Source organism: Vreelandella venusta (assembly GCF_015689495.1).
In the GTDB taxonomy this organism is placed as follows: Bacteria; Pseudomonadota; Gammaproteobacteria; order Pseudomonadales; family Halomonadaceae; genus Vreelandella; species Vreelandella venusta.
Genome location: NZ_CP065135.1, coordinates 454,505 through 470,451 on the forward strand (window position 1 = coordinate 454,505; position 15,947 = coordinate 470,451).

The window sequence follows — 15,947 nt, forward strand, 5'->3', positions numbered from 1 at the left end:
ACGAGCAATAATTAAGGTAAAATTATAGCGTGTACGCCATAAAAGCATGGTGAATTGATCCAGCGCAAGCAGTATTTAATACGTTGATGCATCATTTTGTTAACCAGTGCCATACTCGATACACGTCGTCGCTAATGATTAAGGAGATGGAATGACAACGGATAGTGCGCTCAAACACTCGTCTTCCGGCGAGCACCCCACGCCTTCAGAGCAGGGGTATGATTTTTCTGAGCAAGTAGGCCATCTACTGCGTAAAGCCTACCAGCGGCACACGGCTATTTTTCAGCGTTACAGCAGCGATAAACAGCTTACGGCCATTCAGTTTGTCACGCTGTGCACGGTGATGGAGCGAGGTCCCAGTTCGTTAACTGATATCGTTAACGTCACGGCGATTGATCCAGCCACCATCCGTGGTGTTATTAAACGCCTTAAAGCACGTGAGTGGATCTCGCTTACCACCGATCCTAATGATCAGCGTAAAGTTATGGTGGTGATCACTGAGTCTGGTGCGGCATTGGTTGAGGGCATGGTGCCCAGTGCCAAGCAGATCAGTGATCAGACCATGAAAAATCTCAACCCGGCAGAGCGGATCGCTTTGATGCATCTGCTGAAAAAAATGAACGCGGACGAATGACACACCAGTGGTGCCCATTTCAGCTGCGTTTTTGGGCACTCTTAGCGTTTCATTAAGTACCCCAGTGCTTCGTCCAGTCCAATCACATCCCCATATTTGCTATTGATATCAAACAGGTTAGCTTCATGGGGCGCGGGGTGGCGGTCGCCCACGCAGTCACGTACTACCATCACCCGAAAACCGTGCTGTAGGCCATCCACTGCGGTAGCGCGAATGCAGCCGCTGGTGGAACAGCCGGTAATGATCAGCGTATCGACGCCCATGGCGACCAGCGTGGAAGCAAGCGAAGTGCCAAAGAAGGCGCTGGCATACTGCTTGGTCATCACCAGTTCATCGTCGTTAGGCGTCACCTCAGGACAGAACTCGGCGTAAGGGTTGCCCGCCACCATGGCTCGCATTACCGGCGCTTTCTTAACCCAAATGCCACCATCGATTTGATCCGGGGCGTGATAAAGGATGTTGGTGTGGATAACGGGTGTGCCCGTACGCCGCGCGGTATTGAGCAGTGGTGGCATATTGGCCACCGCATCCACCACGCCCTGGGCAAATAGCGGCGAGCCTGGGGTGGTGTAGCCTTGCATAAAATCAACCACCAGCAGTGCGGGCCTTTTGCCAAAGCCAATGCGTCCATCCCACACGCCCTTGTAGTTGTCCGAGGCCGTATTATCAGTATTGTGCTGCGACATGCTTGTCTCCTTAATCAGCACTCTAAATCGTTAATCAGCACCTGATCTCGTTAGTAAGCCCCTGACAAGAGAGCACCCGCGCCCGGTACGATGGGTTCTAGGTCGAGTGCCTTGAGCATGGCGTAGGTGGTCGCGATAGCTGCGGTCACCACCGGCTTACCGGTCAGGGCTTCAACCTTGGCGACGGCCGGTAGCGAGGGCATTTGCACACAGGCTGATAAGATGATCGCGTCCACGTTACTTAAATCGAGGCTGGCGACGATTTCGGGGAGATTGGCGGGATCGTGGCGAGCGACATCCAGGTTGTTGGGGATCTCAAGTGCCCGGTAGTCGAGCACCTCAATGCCTTCCTGGCGGATGTAGTCGACCACCATTTCGGTTAGCGGCTTCATGTAAGGCGCCACTACCACTACACGTTTGGCTTTCATCACACCCAGGGCATCGACCAGCGCGCCGGCGCTGGTGACCACCGGCGTGTCGCAGCCATTCTCTTCGGTGCGGCTGCGCAAACGCTTTTGCGAGGCTCGGTGGTAGCCGGGTCCCATCGCCATAATGGCAACCAGGCAGGCATACCCCATCACATCTACTGCTGCATCGGAGAGTTCCAAGGCACAGCGGTCAGACTCCGCATCCATCGCGGCCAGCTCGTCCTTGCTGACGGTTTTCATGCGCATGCGGCTGGAGTGAAAAGTAAAGCGTTCCGGACGAATCAACTGCCGTGCAGTAAGCATGGCAGGTATCTCAGTCTCCATGGTGATATTGGAGCTGGGGACGATCTGGCCGATACGGTATGTCTTGGTCATGGAGTTGTTAGACATGGTGCTGTGCGTCATGGTCATTGGCCTTGGTTAGAGTTGTGTGCCCAGGAAGTCTTCAAACGCGGCGAAAAAACCGTCGAAGTCATCCCAAGGAATCATATGGCCCGCCTGTGCTGCGGTTGTGATGCGAATGGTCGGCAGCTGGTCGAGAATCTCAGCGCGATCTTCATCCTGGATAACCCCGCCCTTGCCTGCACACATCAGCAGCGTGGGCACTTTGATAGCGGGGAAATCCTGGTGGATATCGACGCTGTGGAACTCTTCAAATGCCTGAACAATGGCGGGCTCAAAGCAAGTGTGTAACCACTCGGCGCGTAACCGCAGCTGCTCGTCACTCCAGGTGGGGCAGTAGTGGCGCATGGTGTCGATGTCTGCGCCCCGGGTGCAGTCACGAATCGAGTCCACGTACCAGGGCAACTTGCTGGGGTACTCACGGCGCCCTGGTCCTGAAACCGGCGGGTCGATAAGTACCAGTTTATCGATGTCCTTGGCGCCGCGACTCATGGCGCGCAGCGCAAAGCGCGCGCCCATGGAATGGCCAGCCAGAATGACATTGCTTAGACCGAGCGCATCGATAAAAGCGATCACGTCGTCGGCGCAGGTGTCGGTGTCATAGGCGAGGTCGGGGCCGGAGGACGACAAACCGCGCCCTCGGACATCCAGCACATAGGTGTCGAAGTGCTTGCCTAGCCGCTCGGCCACAAAGCTCCAGGTGATCGCCGGGCTGGTGATGCCGGGGATTAGCACCAGCGGTTGGCGTGCTGTCTCGACGCTGTCACCAAAGCGTAGGTAGTGCTGACGAATGCCATTGGCGTGCACATTGGCGCCATAGAGATAGGTGCTGCTCATGCCGGGCTCCCTTGGCTGGTGGGTTGCTTGAGCGGTACTTCAAAAGGGTCGTAGGCGAATACCCAGGCCGGGTCTTCGTCTTCACGTAACCAGGTATTGTCGTGAGAGACCTTCTGAACCCGCGAAGCGCGTTCAAAACGGTTGGTGCGGTAAAGCTCGAAGGCCTGTTGGTAGTGCTCGGCGCCTACTTCTTCCAGGCAGCGTACCAGCATGGCTGCGTCTTCGATGGCCATGGCAGCACCCTGGGCCATATGGGGCTTCATCGGATGGCAGGCATCGCCCAGCAGCACCAGTCGATTTTCATGCCACAGTGGCAGCGGGTTGCGCTCCAGCAAGGGCCATTTGGTGACGGTTTCGGTACAGTCAATCAGTGCTTGTACGGTGGGGTGGTAACCTTCGAATGCTTTGCGCATCTCTTCCCGGGAGCTGTCGACGAAGGACGTGCCGTGGTTCCAATCGGGCTCCGGCACACCGGTCACGTAGTAATACTCTTTCTCGTCGCCGGTCACGAAGTACACCATCATGTGTCGGTCTTCTGACCACCACTTCACGCAGGCTTCGAAATCCAGGTCGTATGCCTTGAGTTTTTCGGCAGAGATGATGGCTCGGTGAGCGACCCAGCCGCTATAGATCGGCGCCTCTGGGCCCAGCAGCTTCTCGCGCAGCCGCGAATTGACCCCGTCGGCGCCGATCACTAAGTCGGCCTCTTCCGTGGTACCGTCAGCGAAGGTCATGACGACCTTGTCGCCGCTATCGTCGACATCGACCAGGCGCTTATCGAAGTAGAGGTTGTCCTGGTCGAGCGTGCTGACCATCAACTCGTGCAGATCGCCACGATGTACGGTGATATAGGCTGCGCCATAGTTTTCGCGCGCAAACTCGCCTAGCGGGATACGAGACTGGTACTCGCCGGTCATGCCGTTGCGGCTGAACCAGTAATCGGGGTGTGAGCCCATGGTATTGAGCTGCTCTTCAATACCAATGCGGCGCATTACTTTCATCACGTTGGGGCCAAGGTGAATGCCTGCCCCAAGGCGCGCAAACGCGGGTGCCTGTTCGTACACCTTGGTGGGGTAGCCCGCTTTCTGTAGTAGCGCGCCTGCAGCGGCGCCGCCAAGACCCGCGCCAATAACGGCTATGGTGGGTTTATTGTTCATATTCTGGTTTCCTCGCTGTTTTATTCGCCTATCACTCGTTTCTTCACCCAACACCTGTTTTCACGCAACGCCTCAGAGGGCTGACATGGTTGACTTCCTTGGAAGGTGTTTTTGAATGCTATAAAACAACGTATACACCATTTATTTTTTGGTCAAGAATTAGTTTTGAAATTATTTTTCAACGAAAATAAGGTGATGTTTTTGTTTAAGGGTATGAATTTAATGTGTTAATGGCTGTTTTTTTGATTTTTTATCAAAACTTGAAAAGCGCATGCATTGAGTGCTATACGTTTATTAGGCTTGTTTTTGTGGTGTATGCACCTTTAATGCTCGATGGGTGTTCGCTCTGCATTCGGTTGGTGCAAGTCGATTGGCCGTATGTGAATGGGAGCTGAAAATAGGCTGGTTGAAGACGCTACGAAGCGTGTTTGGCAGGCAGTATTTATTAGTAGTATCTAAGTCATACCCAAGCCCTATTCAGAGCAAGAGGGCGGGCTTAACAATAACGATGATGACCCCCTATGACGCTAAAGCTAACTATCAATGGGCACGAACACGAGTTGGCCGTGCCGCCACAGACACCATTGCTCAATGTGTTGCGTAACGACTTGGCGCTCAATGGACCTAAGTATGGCTGTGGTTTGGGTGAGTGTGGGGCATGCAGTGTATTGATTGATGGCATGGCCGCACGCACCTGCGTGCTGCCCGTGTCTGCTGCTGTTGGTCATGAGGTAACCACCCTTGATGGTCTTTCCCATGGCGAAGAGCTTGACCCTGTTCAGCAAGCCTTTATCGATGCTCAGGCAGCCCAGTGTGGCTACTGTTTGAACGGCATGATCATCACTATTCGAGCGTTGCTAAATCATAATGCCCAACCCTCTGCACATCAGATTCGCACCGCTTTAGAGCATAACCTCTGCCGATGTGGCACCCATGTTGAAATTCTCCAGGCAGCGGAGCGTGCCGTAGTTATTAATGCGGCCGCGTTGCAGGAGGCTTCTCATGAGTGAAGGGGCGATGCGCCATGGCCAGCAAAAGCAGGCTGACATCCCCGCGCTGCTAGCGAAGGCACGTTTTGGTGTCGTGGTGCGTCCACCTTACTATCGGTGGAATGGCGAGCGTTTTGAGAGTGATCGCTTAGTTGGCGTCGATCACAATAGCATTGCCTCACTCTCTGGCTCTATTGAAGTCGTGGTGGATGGGAATTTTGTGGCGGTGGTTGCCGATAGTTTGGCCTTGGCGACCGATGCCGCGAAACAGCTGAAGATTGAGTGGCAGGCCGTTCAACAAGCATCCGAAAAAGTGCCTGAAAGAGGTCAAGAGCCCTCTGAGTCGCCTGTTGTAAAGCCTAGCCAGTCGAACATGCATTCGAACCATGAGTATGGCTGGCCGAGTCGCATGCGCTGGGGCAATCACCCCAGTTGGGTAATTGCCGATTGTCGCGACCAACAATTGAGTGTGTGGGGGCAAACCGTCACCCCAGCGGCGCTTAAACAGGACCTAAGCCGGTTAACCGCGCTGGATATTAGCCAGATTGAGCTTTACAGCGCTGATGATAAGCACGCATCAAACCAGGTCTCAGGGCTGGGCCGCCATTGCGGTGACGATGCCGCCGTGGATGCGGCGTTGATGTCGCGCACGGTGGGTGGCCCGGTAGCCGTTTGGCTCGATGCCCACTACGCCAAGGATGCTCAGGCATTAGGCCAAGCGCAGCGAATTAGCCTAAACGCAGACATTGCCAGTAGTGGTGAGATAGCCCGTTATCACTATCAGCAGGCCAACCTCACGGGTGAGGTGGCTGGCATAGGGTTGCTGTTAAGCGGTAGGGCCGCGATAGCCACCGCTAGCGCTGAGGCCACCACCGGTGAGCAAGACACAACGCCATTTTCGCCCTATATATTTCGCGATCAATACCTTGCTGCACGCTCCCAGCCAGCTTCGCTCTCCACCAATTCCACCTTGATGGGGATACAGCAGACGTTTGCGCGGGAATCCTTTTTAGATGAGGTTGCCCGCGAGAGCGGCCAAGACCCTATCGCGCTGCGACTTCGCCATCTTGACGATGCACGTGGCATAGAGCTGATTGAGTCCGTGGCTAAACGGGCCGATTGGCACAGGGCGTCCAATCCATCAGCGGACGCTTTACCCCAGGATCTACTGCGCGGGCGGGGCTTTGCCTATTCTCAGCTGCCCGATCGGAATCAGCGCGTGGAATCGGGAGTGCGCTCGGCCTGGATTGCCGACGTGGAGGTCAATCTTGTCACCGGCGATGTTCAGCTTACCCGTTTGGTGGTGGGGCAGGATGCTGGCCCTGACGTGGATACTGATCGCCTGCAGCAAACGCTACAGGCCCGAGTACTGGGCGAAGCGCGTCCCCTTTTGGGGCAAGCGCCCAGTTTCGACGAGTGGGGTGACGGCAGTCGTACGCTAGCGAAAAGTGACTATTCAGCGGGCTTACCAGCCAGTGCTTCTTCGCTAAGCCCTGCTGAGGAGGGTGTTAATCATAGCGTCAGCGAAGATGTGTTAAGCGGTGCGGAGCTATCGCCAGGTGTTGCGGTAATCGCCAATGCACTTTTTGATGCCACCGGCCTACGTTTTCGCCAACCACCGTTTACCGCCAAACGCGTTCGTCAGGCACTTGAAGCCTCTTCTGCAGAAGAAACTAGACTCCCAATTAAAAAATTTAAACAGTCGCGATCCCCGAAGCGTCGATGGTTAGCCGCGGCAGCGTTCACCACTATTGCGGGCACTGCAGCCGTGGCCTGGCCGTGGAAAGGCGCCATTGCGCCTGTTTCTCGGCCAGCCGCCAATCTCTATTCCGCCGAGACCATTGAGCGCGGGCGGCTCGTCGCAGCGGCAGGCGACTGCGCCGCATGTCATACCACCGGAGGTGGCGTGACCAATGCCGGTGGACGCGAATTTGAAACTCCTTTCGGGACGCTCTACAGCACTAACATTACCCCGGATGAGGCGACGGGGATTGGTCAGTGGTCTTACGCAGCCTTTGAACGCGCTATGCGCCATGGCATTAGCCGTGATGGCAGCCACCTGTATCCCGCGTTCCCCTATACGGCATTTGCCAAGACCAGTGATGCCGATTTACAGGCGCTTTACGCCTACTTAATGGCTCAGCCTCCTGTCGCGACTGAAAAAAACGCCAATGCGCTCGCGTTCCCCTTCAGCGTGCGTAGCTTAATGGCAGGCTGGAATACGCTTTATCACGATGCCACTCCTTTCCAGCCTGATCCCATGCAAAGCGAGCTGTATAACCGGGGAGCCTATCTCGCCGAAGGGTTGGGCCACTGCAGCGCCTGTCATAGCCCCCGCAATGCCATGGGGGCTGAGAAAAACGGCGAGGCGTATTTTGCCGGTGCCTTTGTAGATGGTTGGGAAGCGCCACCGCTTAATAGGCTGTCGCGTGCGCCCATCCCGTGGAGTGAAACATCGCTTTACGACTATCTGCGCCACGGTGAATCTGAGCTTCACGGCGTTGCCTCTGGCCCTATGGCCCCGGTGGTAGCGGGGCTGGCGGAGCTACCTGAATACGATGTGCGGGCGATTGCTCACTATGTGGCCGCCCAAATGCAGGCACCAAGCGGGAATAGCGATGCAGCGGTGGCGGATGCTACGCAGCGCGTGACCAGTGCAGCCGTTAGCTCAACAGGGCTGGAGGCAGGGGAGCGGCTTTTCGAGGGCGCTTGTGCGGCGTGCCATGTCGATTCTGGCGTTCCTAGCTTTTCGAGGGCGAGCACTAATCTGGCGCTGAATACCAATTTGCACAGCGACCATCCCGATAACGTTATTCAGTCAATTTTGGGCGGTGTTCATGCCGAACACGTTCCCGGTATCGGTAGCATGCCAGGCTTTGCCGACAGCTTTAGTAATACCCAGGTCGCTGATTTGACGACCTATCTCCGAGCGCGCTTTGCCCCAGAGAAAGCACCTTGGCAACAAGTAAAACAACGTATCACAGAGTTACGCCAGCCTCACTACAACAACACTCACTCTACTCCCTGACGTAATAAAACGAGGTGGATTATGAAACGCAGTAAATGGATATGGCTAGTATGGGCAGTCGTCCTGCTTAGCTACCTAGTGCCTTACACCCTCTTGAGCGGGGTCGCGTTCTGGTACGGCAGCTTCCTGTTTTGGATGTTGGCAGGGCTGATCATCATTGCGCTGAATGTGTTTATCACTAAAGATTTTGAGGAGCACAGCAATGACTGAGTCACTCATCTGGTGGTCGATTGCCATCTACTTATTGATCGCTATTGGCATTGCGATTATGTCTCGCCAAGGTCCTTCCGAAAGTATGTCGGGATACTTCCTGGGTAACCGACAAATGAACGGCTTTGTCTCGGCGCTGAGTTACAGTGCCACTACCTACAGTGCTTTTATGATGGTGGGCTTGGCAGGTCTTACCTATGCCGGCGGCGTGGGAGCGCTCGGTTTTGAAATTATCTATTTCGCCGGTGTGTCGCTTGTGGCTATCTTCGGGCCAAAATTCTGGGCGGTGGGCAAGAAGTTTGGTTTTGTAACCCCCAGCGAGATGTTGGGCCACCGCTACAACAGCAAACATGTGGCCATGGCTGTCTCGATTGCCAGTTGTATCTTCCTGATTCCCTATTCAGCCGTTCAGCTCGCAGGTGTCGGTTACCTGTTACAGGGGATTACTGATGGCGCGATTACTTTTACGACTGGGGTGGTGCTGGCCACTGCCATTGCCATCTTCTTCTCCTATATCGCGGGTATTCGTTCGGTGATGTGGACCGACTCGCTCCAGGCCATCATGATGATTGTTGCCTCAACCCTGGTGGCCTTCTTGGTGATCCAAGGCCTGGGTGGTTTCGGCGCACTATTCGATACGCTGGCAACGGAACACCCACAGTCGCTGACGGTGCCCGGCCCTGGCTTGTTCAGCTTTGTCACTTTCCTGGGGCTAACTATTCCCTGGTTCTTCTTTAGTATTTCCAACCCGCAGGTCAGTCAACGCCTGTTTATGCCTTCCTCGCTGCGCTCCATGCGCCACATGCTGATTGGCTTCCTGGTATTTGGTTTTATCTACACCATGGTCTCTGTGCTTTGGGGCTTCTCTGCTTTAGCCGCTTTCCCAAGTCTTGCAAGTGCAGATTTAGCTACGCCCACGCTGCTGGCCTCGGAGTTTGTGCCGCCAGTACTTGGCGTCATCGTCATGATCGGCATCATGGCCGCCGCCGTCTCCACCATCGATTCGATCATGCTGACGCTGGCATCTATGGTCTCCCGCGACGTCTATGCGAACGTTAAACCGAACGTCAGTGAAAAGCGCCAACTGCTGGTAGGTAAGTTCGTGGTGCCGGTAATCGCACTGATGGCGCTGGCCTTTGCCGAGCTCCAGCTTGACCTGATTGCAGTGCTGTCGGTAGCTGCTTCCTCCGGTCTGGTAGCCATGGTCCCGGCACTTATCGGTGCCTTCTATTGGAAGCGCGGTACTGGCGTCGGTGCGCTGGTAAGCGTAGTGGGCACCAGCGCCTTTGTGCTGTTGATGTATGCCACTGGCAATTCGCTGTTGGGTCTGCCCGCGGGCGTTTGGGGAATTGTGGTCGCTAGTGTGCTGTTTGTTGGCGTTAGCCTTATGACTAAGCCTCATCAAGCCTCTTCGGACGCTTTCTTTACCGCCATCGCGGAAGAGCTGGGTAAAAAGCGCCGTACTACCACCGATCAAGCGACGAAAGAAGCGGCTGCCTAATTGACGTTCAGCTTTGAACCGATAACACCATAGAGCGCTTGGTGTGCCCAAAGGTGAGCACGAGCGCTCTCAGTTAACACTTCCCGGTACACAGCATAGCGGTGCTTCCGTTTGGGGAGTTAGGAGACTTTATGGATCACTCAAGCTTTGTCGAAATTTGCCTTCATCAGCTAAAAATGTCCGGCGTACATGAAGGCGAAAAACTCGTTGTACTGACCCAAGGAAGCGAACGCCTTAATTATGCGGATGCCTTTATGGCGGCGGGGCAGCGTTTAGGTGCCAATATGTACCACATGCGGTTACCCGCGCCGTTACCTACAGGGGGCTGGGCTGTGGGAGCGACGGGGCTTGCTGGTATGCCCGATGCGGTAGAAGCGCTTAAGAACTGCGACATGTTGATCGACTGTATTTTCCTGCTGTTCTCTCCCGAGCAAATGGCGATCCAAGCTGCGGGTACGCGCATATTGACGGCGGTTGAACCGCCTGAACTACTGGCCAGAATGCTGCCTACTAAGGAGCTAAGGGAAAAGGTTGAGCTAGCCGCCGCGCTGCTGGAAAAAGCCAAAGTGATGCGCATCACCTCGCACCATGGCACTGATGTCACCTACCAACTGAATACTTATGAGACGGTTGCTGAGTATGCCTGTACCGACGAACCGGGGCGTTGGGATCACTGGCCCTCTGGCTTTGTGTTTACCGGAGGGGATGACGATGGCGTTGATGGCACTATTGTGGTGGCGCCGGGCGATATTTTGCTACCTCAGAACATGTATGTCAGAGAGCCGATTACCTACACCATTGAAAAGGGCTGGATTACCGATATACGCGGTGGGCTCGATGCGGAGCTAGTGAAATCCTACATGGATAGCTTTAACGACCCGCGCGGCATGGGCATGAGTCATGTGGGCTGGGGCATGAACCCTAATGCCAAGTGGCACCGCATGGTGCCGGGGGAGTTCCCGGGTGGCATGGGGATGGAACCGCGCAGTTTTTATGGCAACGTGATGTTCTCCACCGGCCCGAACAGCGAGCTAGGTGGCACAAATGATACCGCCTGCCACTTGGATATCCCGATGCGTAATTGCTCACTGTTTCTTGATGATAACCCTATCGTGATTGATGGTGATATTGTCGTAAAAGAGCTACAGATGGACAGAAACTGACAGGCAAGCAATACATAGTGCAAAGAATAGGCAAAGAATAGTGCGAAGATGAATGCAACGATGTCATTGTGTGTTTAAGTATGCCGCTTGCCGCTCGAATATGACCTAACCGATAGCGCCGCTCCTGTCCATGGGGGAATCCTCCATGGGCATTGCCGTGTCTCGATGCTAGAAAACATCTCCCCCCGTAGTTGACTTTGCTATGCCTGTGATAGGTTGATTTTCAACGCTAATTATCCCCCCAGAAATTGTAATGCGCCACAGACTCACCTTATGGTCATTAATAAGTATTAGGAAAAAATATAAACCAATAGGGAGCCTGGGGATGTGTGGAGGCATGTGTTGAATCATGCACTTACCTTTGCGCAACAGAGCTTTTAACGGGGGATGTGCATGAATGAGACCCTTGCAGATGCTGGGGGGACGACGGCGGCAGAAGTGCCGTCGAGTTTTGCTCGCTTCGTCAATGTCCAAAAGAGCTATGACGGTGTTGAACTGGTCGTCAAGGACTTCAATCTTGATATCCGCAAGGGCGAATTCGTCACTCTGCTGGGCCCTTCGGGCTCTGGAAAGACCACCTGTCTGATGATGATGGCAGGCTTCGAAACCCCCACCCATGGTGAGATTCTGCTGAACGACAAGCCAATTAGCGGCTTGCCGCCGCACAAACGTGGCATTGGCATGGTCTTTCAGAACTATGCGTTATTCCCGCACATGACGGTGGCCGAGAATCTAGCTTTTCCGCTTGAGGTTCGTCATCTCAGCAAAGCGGAGATTAAGCAGAAAGTGGCTAAAGCACTGGCCATGGTACGCCTGGAAGAGTTTGGTGATCGCCGCCCGGCGCAGCTCTCTGGCGGCCAGCAGCAACGAGTAGCATTGGCCCGCGCGCTGGTCTTTGAGCCTGATCTGGTGCTGATGGACGAACCGCTGGGCGCGCTGGACAAGAATCTTCGCGAAGAGATGCAGTACGAGATCAAGCGCATTCACGCCCGTCTTGGGGTAACCATGATCTACGTCACCCACGACCAGACCGAAGCACTGACTATGTCTGACCGCATTGCCGTCTTCAACGATGGCATTGTGCAGCAGTTAGCCTCTCCGGACGAACTCTACGAACGGCCGGAAAATGCCTTTGTGGCGTATTTCATCGGCGAGAACAACCGCTTGGTGGGTGACGTTATCGAGCACCTCGGTAGTGACTGCAAGGTGCGCCTGGATAGCGGCGATATGGTAATTGCCAAAGCGGTGGCGGTGGGCGACGTAGGCTCGCGTACAACGCTGTCCCTGAGGCCCGAGCGGGTCAGCATCCTGCCGGATGATACCGACGGCGCGCAGTTCGACAACCAGTTCAGCGCAACGGTGCAGGAGGTTATCTACCTTGGCGACCATCTACGCACGCGGGTGTCGGTGTGCGGTAATGATGACTTTATTTTGAAAACGCCCAATGCCCAAGGGGGTGGGGTGATGCGCCCCGGCCAACACATTCAGGTTGGCTGGTCGAGTGCCGATTGCCGCGCGTTAGATGCATGAGCCGGACGGCAGTCAAGTGCGCCGTTTCTCGGTATCCGATGGTGCCGGCGGCGATGACAACAGCAAACGGAGAGTCTCTATGAAAATCAGCAATCGCGTTGCTAAGACAAGTATCGCTGCCGTGGGGATATCGGCACTTGCCGTGGCGGTTAGTGCCCATGCCCAGCAGACGCTGAATATTGTTTCTTGGGGCGGTGCTTACAGCATGAGCCAGCACGAGGCTTACGATAAGCCGTGGATAGAGAAGACTGGCGACGAGATTGTCAATATCGACCGCAGTGGTAACGCTTTGGCGGGGCTGCGCGCTCAATCTCAGGCTGGCAACGTGACCTGGGATTTAGTCGACATGCTGCCCGCCGATGCCATGATTGCTTGCGACGAAGGGCTTATCGAGCCTCTCGACCACGATGAACTGCTGGCCGACGCCCCGGATGGTACACCGCCAAGCGAGGATTTCGTCGAAGGGGGCTTGGGTGACTGCTTTGTGGCGTCCATCGTCTACTCCAATATTGTCGCCTTCAATAGCGAGATGTTCCCAGAGGACGCTCAGCCCAGCACCATTGAGGATGTCTTCGACCTGGAAAACTACCCCGGCAAGCGAGCTCTGCTGCGCAAGCCGATTAACAATATGGAATGGGCCTTGATCGCCGATGGTGTCGATCGTGATGACGTCTACGCCATGCTTGAGACTGAAGAGGGCGTGCAGCGAGCCTTCGACAAGCTAGATACCATCAAAGATGAGGTTATCTGGTGGGAAGAGGGCGCCCAGCCACCTCAGCTGTTGGCCGATCAGGAAGTCGCCTTTGCCTCCGCCTACAATGGTCGGATCTTTAATGCCATGGTCACTGAAGACCAACCTTTCGAAATTATTTGGGATGCGCAGGTGTTCGAACTGGATGGCTGGGTGGTGCCCACCGGCAAGCTCGACAAGGTGAAGGATTATCTCTACTTCGCTACCGACACCCAGCGACTCGCCGATCAGGCTCAGTACATTTCCTATGGCCCAGCACGCCTTTCTTCTTCTGAGCTGGTGTCCACCCACGCCGAAACTGGCATCGATATGACGCCGCACATGCCAACCCACGAGCCGAACTTTGCAACGGCACTGCAAAAAGATGATCTGTTTTGGGCGGACTACAACGATGAGCTGACTCAGCGCTTCAATGCCTGGCTAGCCCAGTAAGGCATTGCCGCCGTCCGTTGACAGTCGGGCGGCGGCATGTCGATAGCTGATCGTTGCTGATCACTTCTTTTGCCTGATGGAGAGATCTACGTGTCCGAACCGTCTGCAGCTCCTCTGACAACGGCCGATGGCGTGCCCCTCAAGGTTAGCCTGCGTCGCACCGTGCGACGCTCTAAAATCAAGGCGCTGTTGCTGGTTGCGCCGCTACTGGCATTTCTGTTGATCGCCTTTCTGATGCCCTTGTTCGAAATGCTGTGGCGTAGTGTCGATAACCCTGAAGTGTCCACCCATCTGTCACGAACCGTTGCGGCGCTGGAAGACTGGAATGGGCAGTCATTACCCGATGAAGTCGCCTTTGCCGCCTTGGCTGAGGACCTTCGCGTCGGTCAGCAGGAACGCAACCTGGGGCTGTTGTCCAGTCGGCTGAACTATGAAAAGTCGGGCATGCGTTCGACCATTAGCCGAACGGCACGCCGCGTTGGTGGATTGGAGCCGCCGTATCGCGAGTCGCTGATCGAGGTTAACGATACCTGGGGAGAGCTTGATACCTGGAAGTTGATCCAGCGCGAAGCGTCTCCTTATACGATGTCGTATTATCTGGCGGCGGTAGATCGCCAGTTGAGCCCCGACGGCGACATCGTCAAAGTGCCGGAACATATGCAGATCCATGCCACTCTGTTTTGGCGAACGCTATGGATGAGCGCTGTCATCACGGGGCTGACGCTAGCGCTCGGTTTTCCGGTGGCCTTTTTGCTGGCGAATCTGCCGATGCGTCACTCTAACCTGCTGATGATCCTGGTACTGCTGCCGTTCTGGACCTCGTTGCTGGTACGCACCACCACTTGGATTGCCATCCTGCAGTCACAGGGGGTGCTCAATGATGTGATGGTGGCCCTCGGCGTGATCGCCGATGAGGCGCGGTGGCAGATGATCCACAACAAGATGGGCACGATCATCGCCATGACGCATATCCTGCTGCCTTTTATGATTCTCCCGCTTTACTCGGTGATGAAAACCATTCCACCCAGCTATATGCGCGCCGCGCGCTCGTTGGGAGGCAAGCCATTTCTCAGTTTTCGTCGGGTCTATTTCCCGTTGACGATCCCAGGCATCGCCGCCGGTGGCATCTTGGTATTCATACTATCGATTGGCTACTACATTACACCGGCGTTGGTGGGTGGGCAGTCGGGTCGCTTTATCACTAATTACATCGCCTACCACATGCAGACCTCGCTCAACTGGGGACTGGCGGCTGCGATTGCCTCCATTCTACTGTTCGTAGTGATTGTCTGTTATCTGGTATTCAATCGTCTGATCGGCGTCGACAAGGTCAAGCTGGGGTAAACGATGGCTATTCCTTCCTATGCCACCCGTGGCGAGCGCATTTGGCATTACATCTTTCTGGCTATATGTGGACTGGTGTTCCTGTTTCTGATCGGACCGCTATTGGTGATCATACCGTTGTCATTCAATGCGCAACCTTACTTCACCTTCAGCAAGGAAATGCTGACGCTCGACCCGGCCGGTTATTCGTTGCGCTGGTATCAGGATTTTTTCACATCGAGCGAGTGGCTCAATGCCATCAAAAACAGCTTTATCATCGGTATTGCCTCCACGCTGCTAGCCACAGTGCTAGGGACGGTAGCGGCGCTAGGGTTATCGAGTCGGCATATGCCTGCGCGTGGCGCGATCATGGCGCTGTTGATCTCGCCGATGATCGTGCCGTTGCTCATCTCTGCGGCGGCGATGTTCTTCTTCTTTTCCAAGGTCAATCTCGCCCAGACCTACGTTGGCGTCATCCTCGCGCATACGGCGCTCGGCATTCCCTTTGTGGTCATCACCGTGACCGCTACGCTATCGAGCTTCGATACTACGCTGATCCGCGCGGCGCATAGTCTCGGTGCTAACCCGACACGAACCTTCTTTAAGGTGGTACTGCCTCTGGTGACACCGGGAGTGGTATCAGGAGCGCTGTTTGCTTTCATTACGTCCTTCGACGAGGTGGTGGTGGTGCTATTCATTGCTGGACCCGAGCAACGTACCATGCCGATTCAAATGTGGTCGGGCATTCGCGAGCAGATTAGCCCGACAATCCTTGCGGTTGCGACCCTGCTGGTGCTGCTCTCGATGCTGCTGCTTACCACGCTTGAGCTGCTACGTCGGCGTAGTGAGCGTCTACGGGGACTCTCTCCCGACTGA

The 15,947-nt window shown here is 55.2% G+C and carries 14 protein-coding genes; 10 read left to right on the forward strand and 4 right to left on the reverse strand.

Annotated elements, in window-relative coordinates:
• Positions 1 to 151: 151 nt before the first annotated feature.
• The gene (locus IR195_RS02240; protein ID WP_125745253.1) at positions 152 to 634 is read left to right on the forward strand and encodes a MarR family winged helix-turn-helix transcriptional regulator; all 483 of its coding nucleotides are present in this window, start codon (positions 152 to 154) and stop codon (positions 632 to 634) included.
• A gap of 41 nt (positions 635 to 675) precedes the next feature.
• On the opposite strand, the gene IR195_RS02245 is transcribed toward IR195_RS02240, so the two are convergent.
• The 4 genes from IR195_RS02245 to IR195_RS02260 are packed head-to-tail and all read right to left on the reverse strand — an operon-like array spanning position 676 to position 4,144.
• On the reverse strand, positions 676 to 1,320 hold the full coding sequence (locus IR195_RS02245; RefSeq protein ID WP_206048651.1) for an N-carbamoylsarcosine amidohydrolase: 645 nt from the start codon (positions 1,318 to 1,320) through the stop codon (positions 676 to 678).
• Positions 1,321 to 1,370: 50 nt separating this feature from the next.
• Positions 1,371 to 2,123 carry a maleate cis-trans isomerase family protein gene (locus IR195_RS02250; RefSeq protein WP_472223920.1) on the reverse strand — a complete coding sequence of 251 codons (753 nt, stop codon included), beginning with the start codon at positions 2,121 to 2,123 and terminating at the stop codon, positions 1,371 to 1,373.
• 45 nt (positions 2,124 to 2,168) lie between these two features.
• Complete coding sequence (locus IR195_RS02255) at positions 2,169 to 2,987, reverse strand: alpha/beta fold hydrolase (protein ID WP_206048652.1); 819 nt, start codon at positions 2,985 to 2,987, stop codon at positions 2,169 to 2,171.
• Positions 2,984 to 4,144: an FAD-dependent monooxygenase gene (locus IR195_RS02260; protein WP_206048653.1), complete on the reverse strand. Its 1,161-nt coding sequence runs from the start codon at positions 4,142 to 4,144 to the stop codon at positions 2,984 to 2,986. The genes IR195_RS02255 and IR195_RS02260 overlap by 4 nt, the downstream gene beginning before the upstream one ends.
• Before the next feature lie 521 nt (positions 4,145 to 4,665).
• Here IR195_RS02260 and IR195_RS02265 point away from each other — a divergent pair.
• From IR195_RS02265 to IR195_RS02305, 9 genes are all read left to right on the forward strand, one after another.
• Positions 4,666 to 5,154, forward strand: coding sequence for a (2Fe-2S)-binding protein (locus IR195_RS02265; RefSeq protein ID WP_146944055.1), 489 nt, complete (start codon positions 4,666 to 4,668; stop codon positions 5,152 to 5,154).
• On the forward strand, positions 5,147 to 8,161 hold the full coding sequence (locus tag IR195_RS02270; protein ID WP_241006781.1) for a c-type cytochrome: 3,015 nt from the start codon (positions 5,147 to 5,149) through the stop codon (positions 8,159 to 8,161). Before IR195_RS02265 ends, IR195_RS02270 begins: the two co-directional genes overlap by 8 nt.
• A 21-nt stretch (positions 8,162 to 8,182) precedes the next feature.
• Positions 8,183 to 8,371, forward strand: coding sequence for a hypothetical protein (locus IR195_RS02275; protein ID WP_089039321.1), 189 nt, complete (start codon positions 8,183 to 8,185; stop codon positions 8,369 to 8,371).
• Complete coding sequence (locus IR195_RS02280) at positions 8,364 to 9,872, forward strand: sodium:solute symporter family protein (protein ID WP_125745265.1); 1,509 nt, start codon at positions 8,364 to 8,366, stop codon at positions 9,870 to 9,872. The genes IR195_RS02275 and IR195_RS02280 overlap by 8 nt, the downstream gene beginning before the upstream one ends.
• Before the next feature lie 131 nt (positions 9,873 to 10,003).
• On the forward strand, positions 10,004 to 11,035 hold the full coding sequence (locus tag IR195_RS02285; RefSeq protein WP_125745267.1) for a 2,5-dihydroxypyridine 5,6-dioxygenase NicX family protein: 1,032 nt from the start codon (positions 10,004 to 10,006) through the stop codon (positions 11,033 to 11,035).
• Positions 11,036 to 11,428: 393 nt separating this feature from the next.
• Entirely contained in the window at positions 11,429 to 12,565 is a 1,137-nt protein-coding gene (locus IR195_RS02290) for an ABC transporter ATP-binding protein (RefSeq protein WP_206048654.1), read from the forward strand.
• A gap of 79 nt (positions 12,566 to 12,644) precedes the next feature.
• Positions 12,645 to 13,748: an extracellular solute-binding protein gene (locus tag IR195_RS02295; protein WP_125745270.1), complete on the forward strand. Its 1,104-nt coding sequence runs from the start codon at positions 12,645 to 12,647 to the stop codon at positions 13,746 to 13,748.
• 90 nt (positions 13,749 to 13,838) lie between these two features.
• The gene (locus IR195_RS02300; RefSeq protein WP_241006782.1) at positions 13,839 to 15,092 is read left to right on the forward strand and encodes an ABC transporter permease; all 1,254 of its coding nucleotides are present in this window, start codon (positions 13,839 to 13,841) and stop codon (positions 15,090 to 15,092) included.
• Positions 15,093 to 15,095: 3 nt separating this feature from the next.
• Positions 15,096 to 15,947 carry an ABC transporter permease gene (locus tag IR195_RS02305; protein WP_206048655.1) on the forward strand — a complete coding sequence of 284 codons (852 nt, stop codon included), beginning with the start codon at positions 15,096 to 15,098 and terminating at the stop codon, positions 15,945 to 15,947.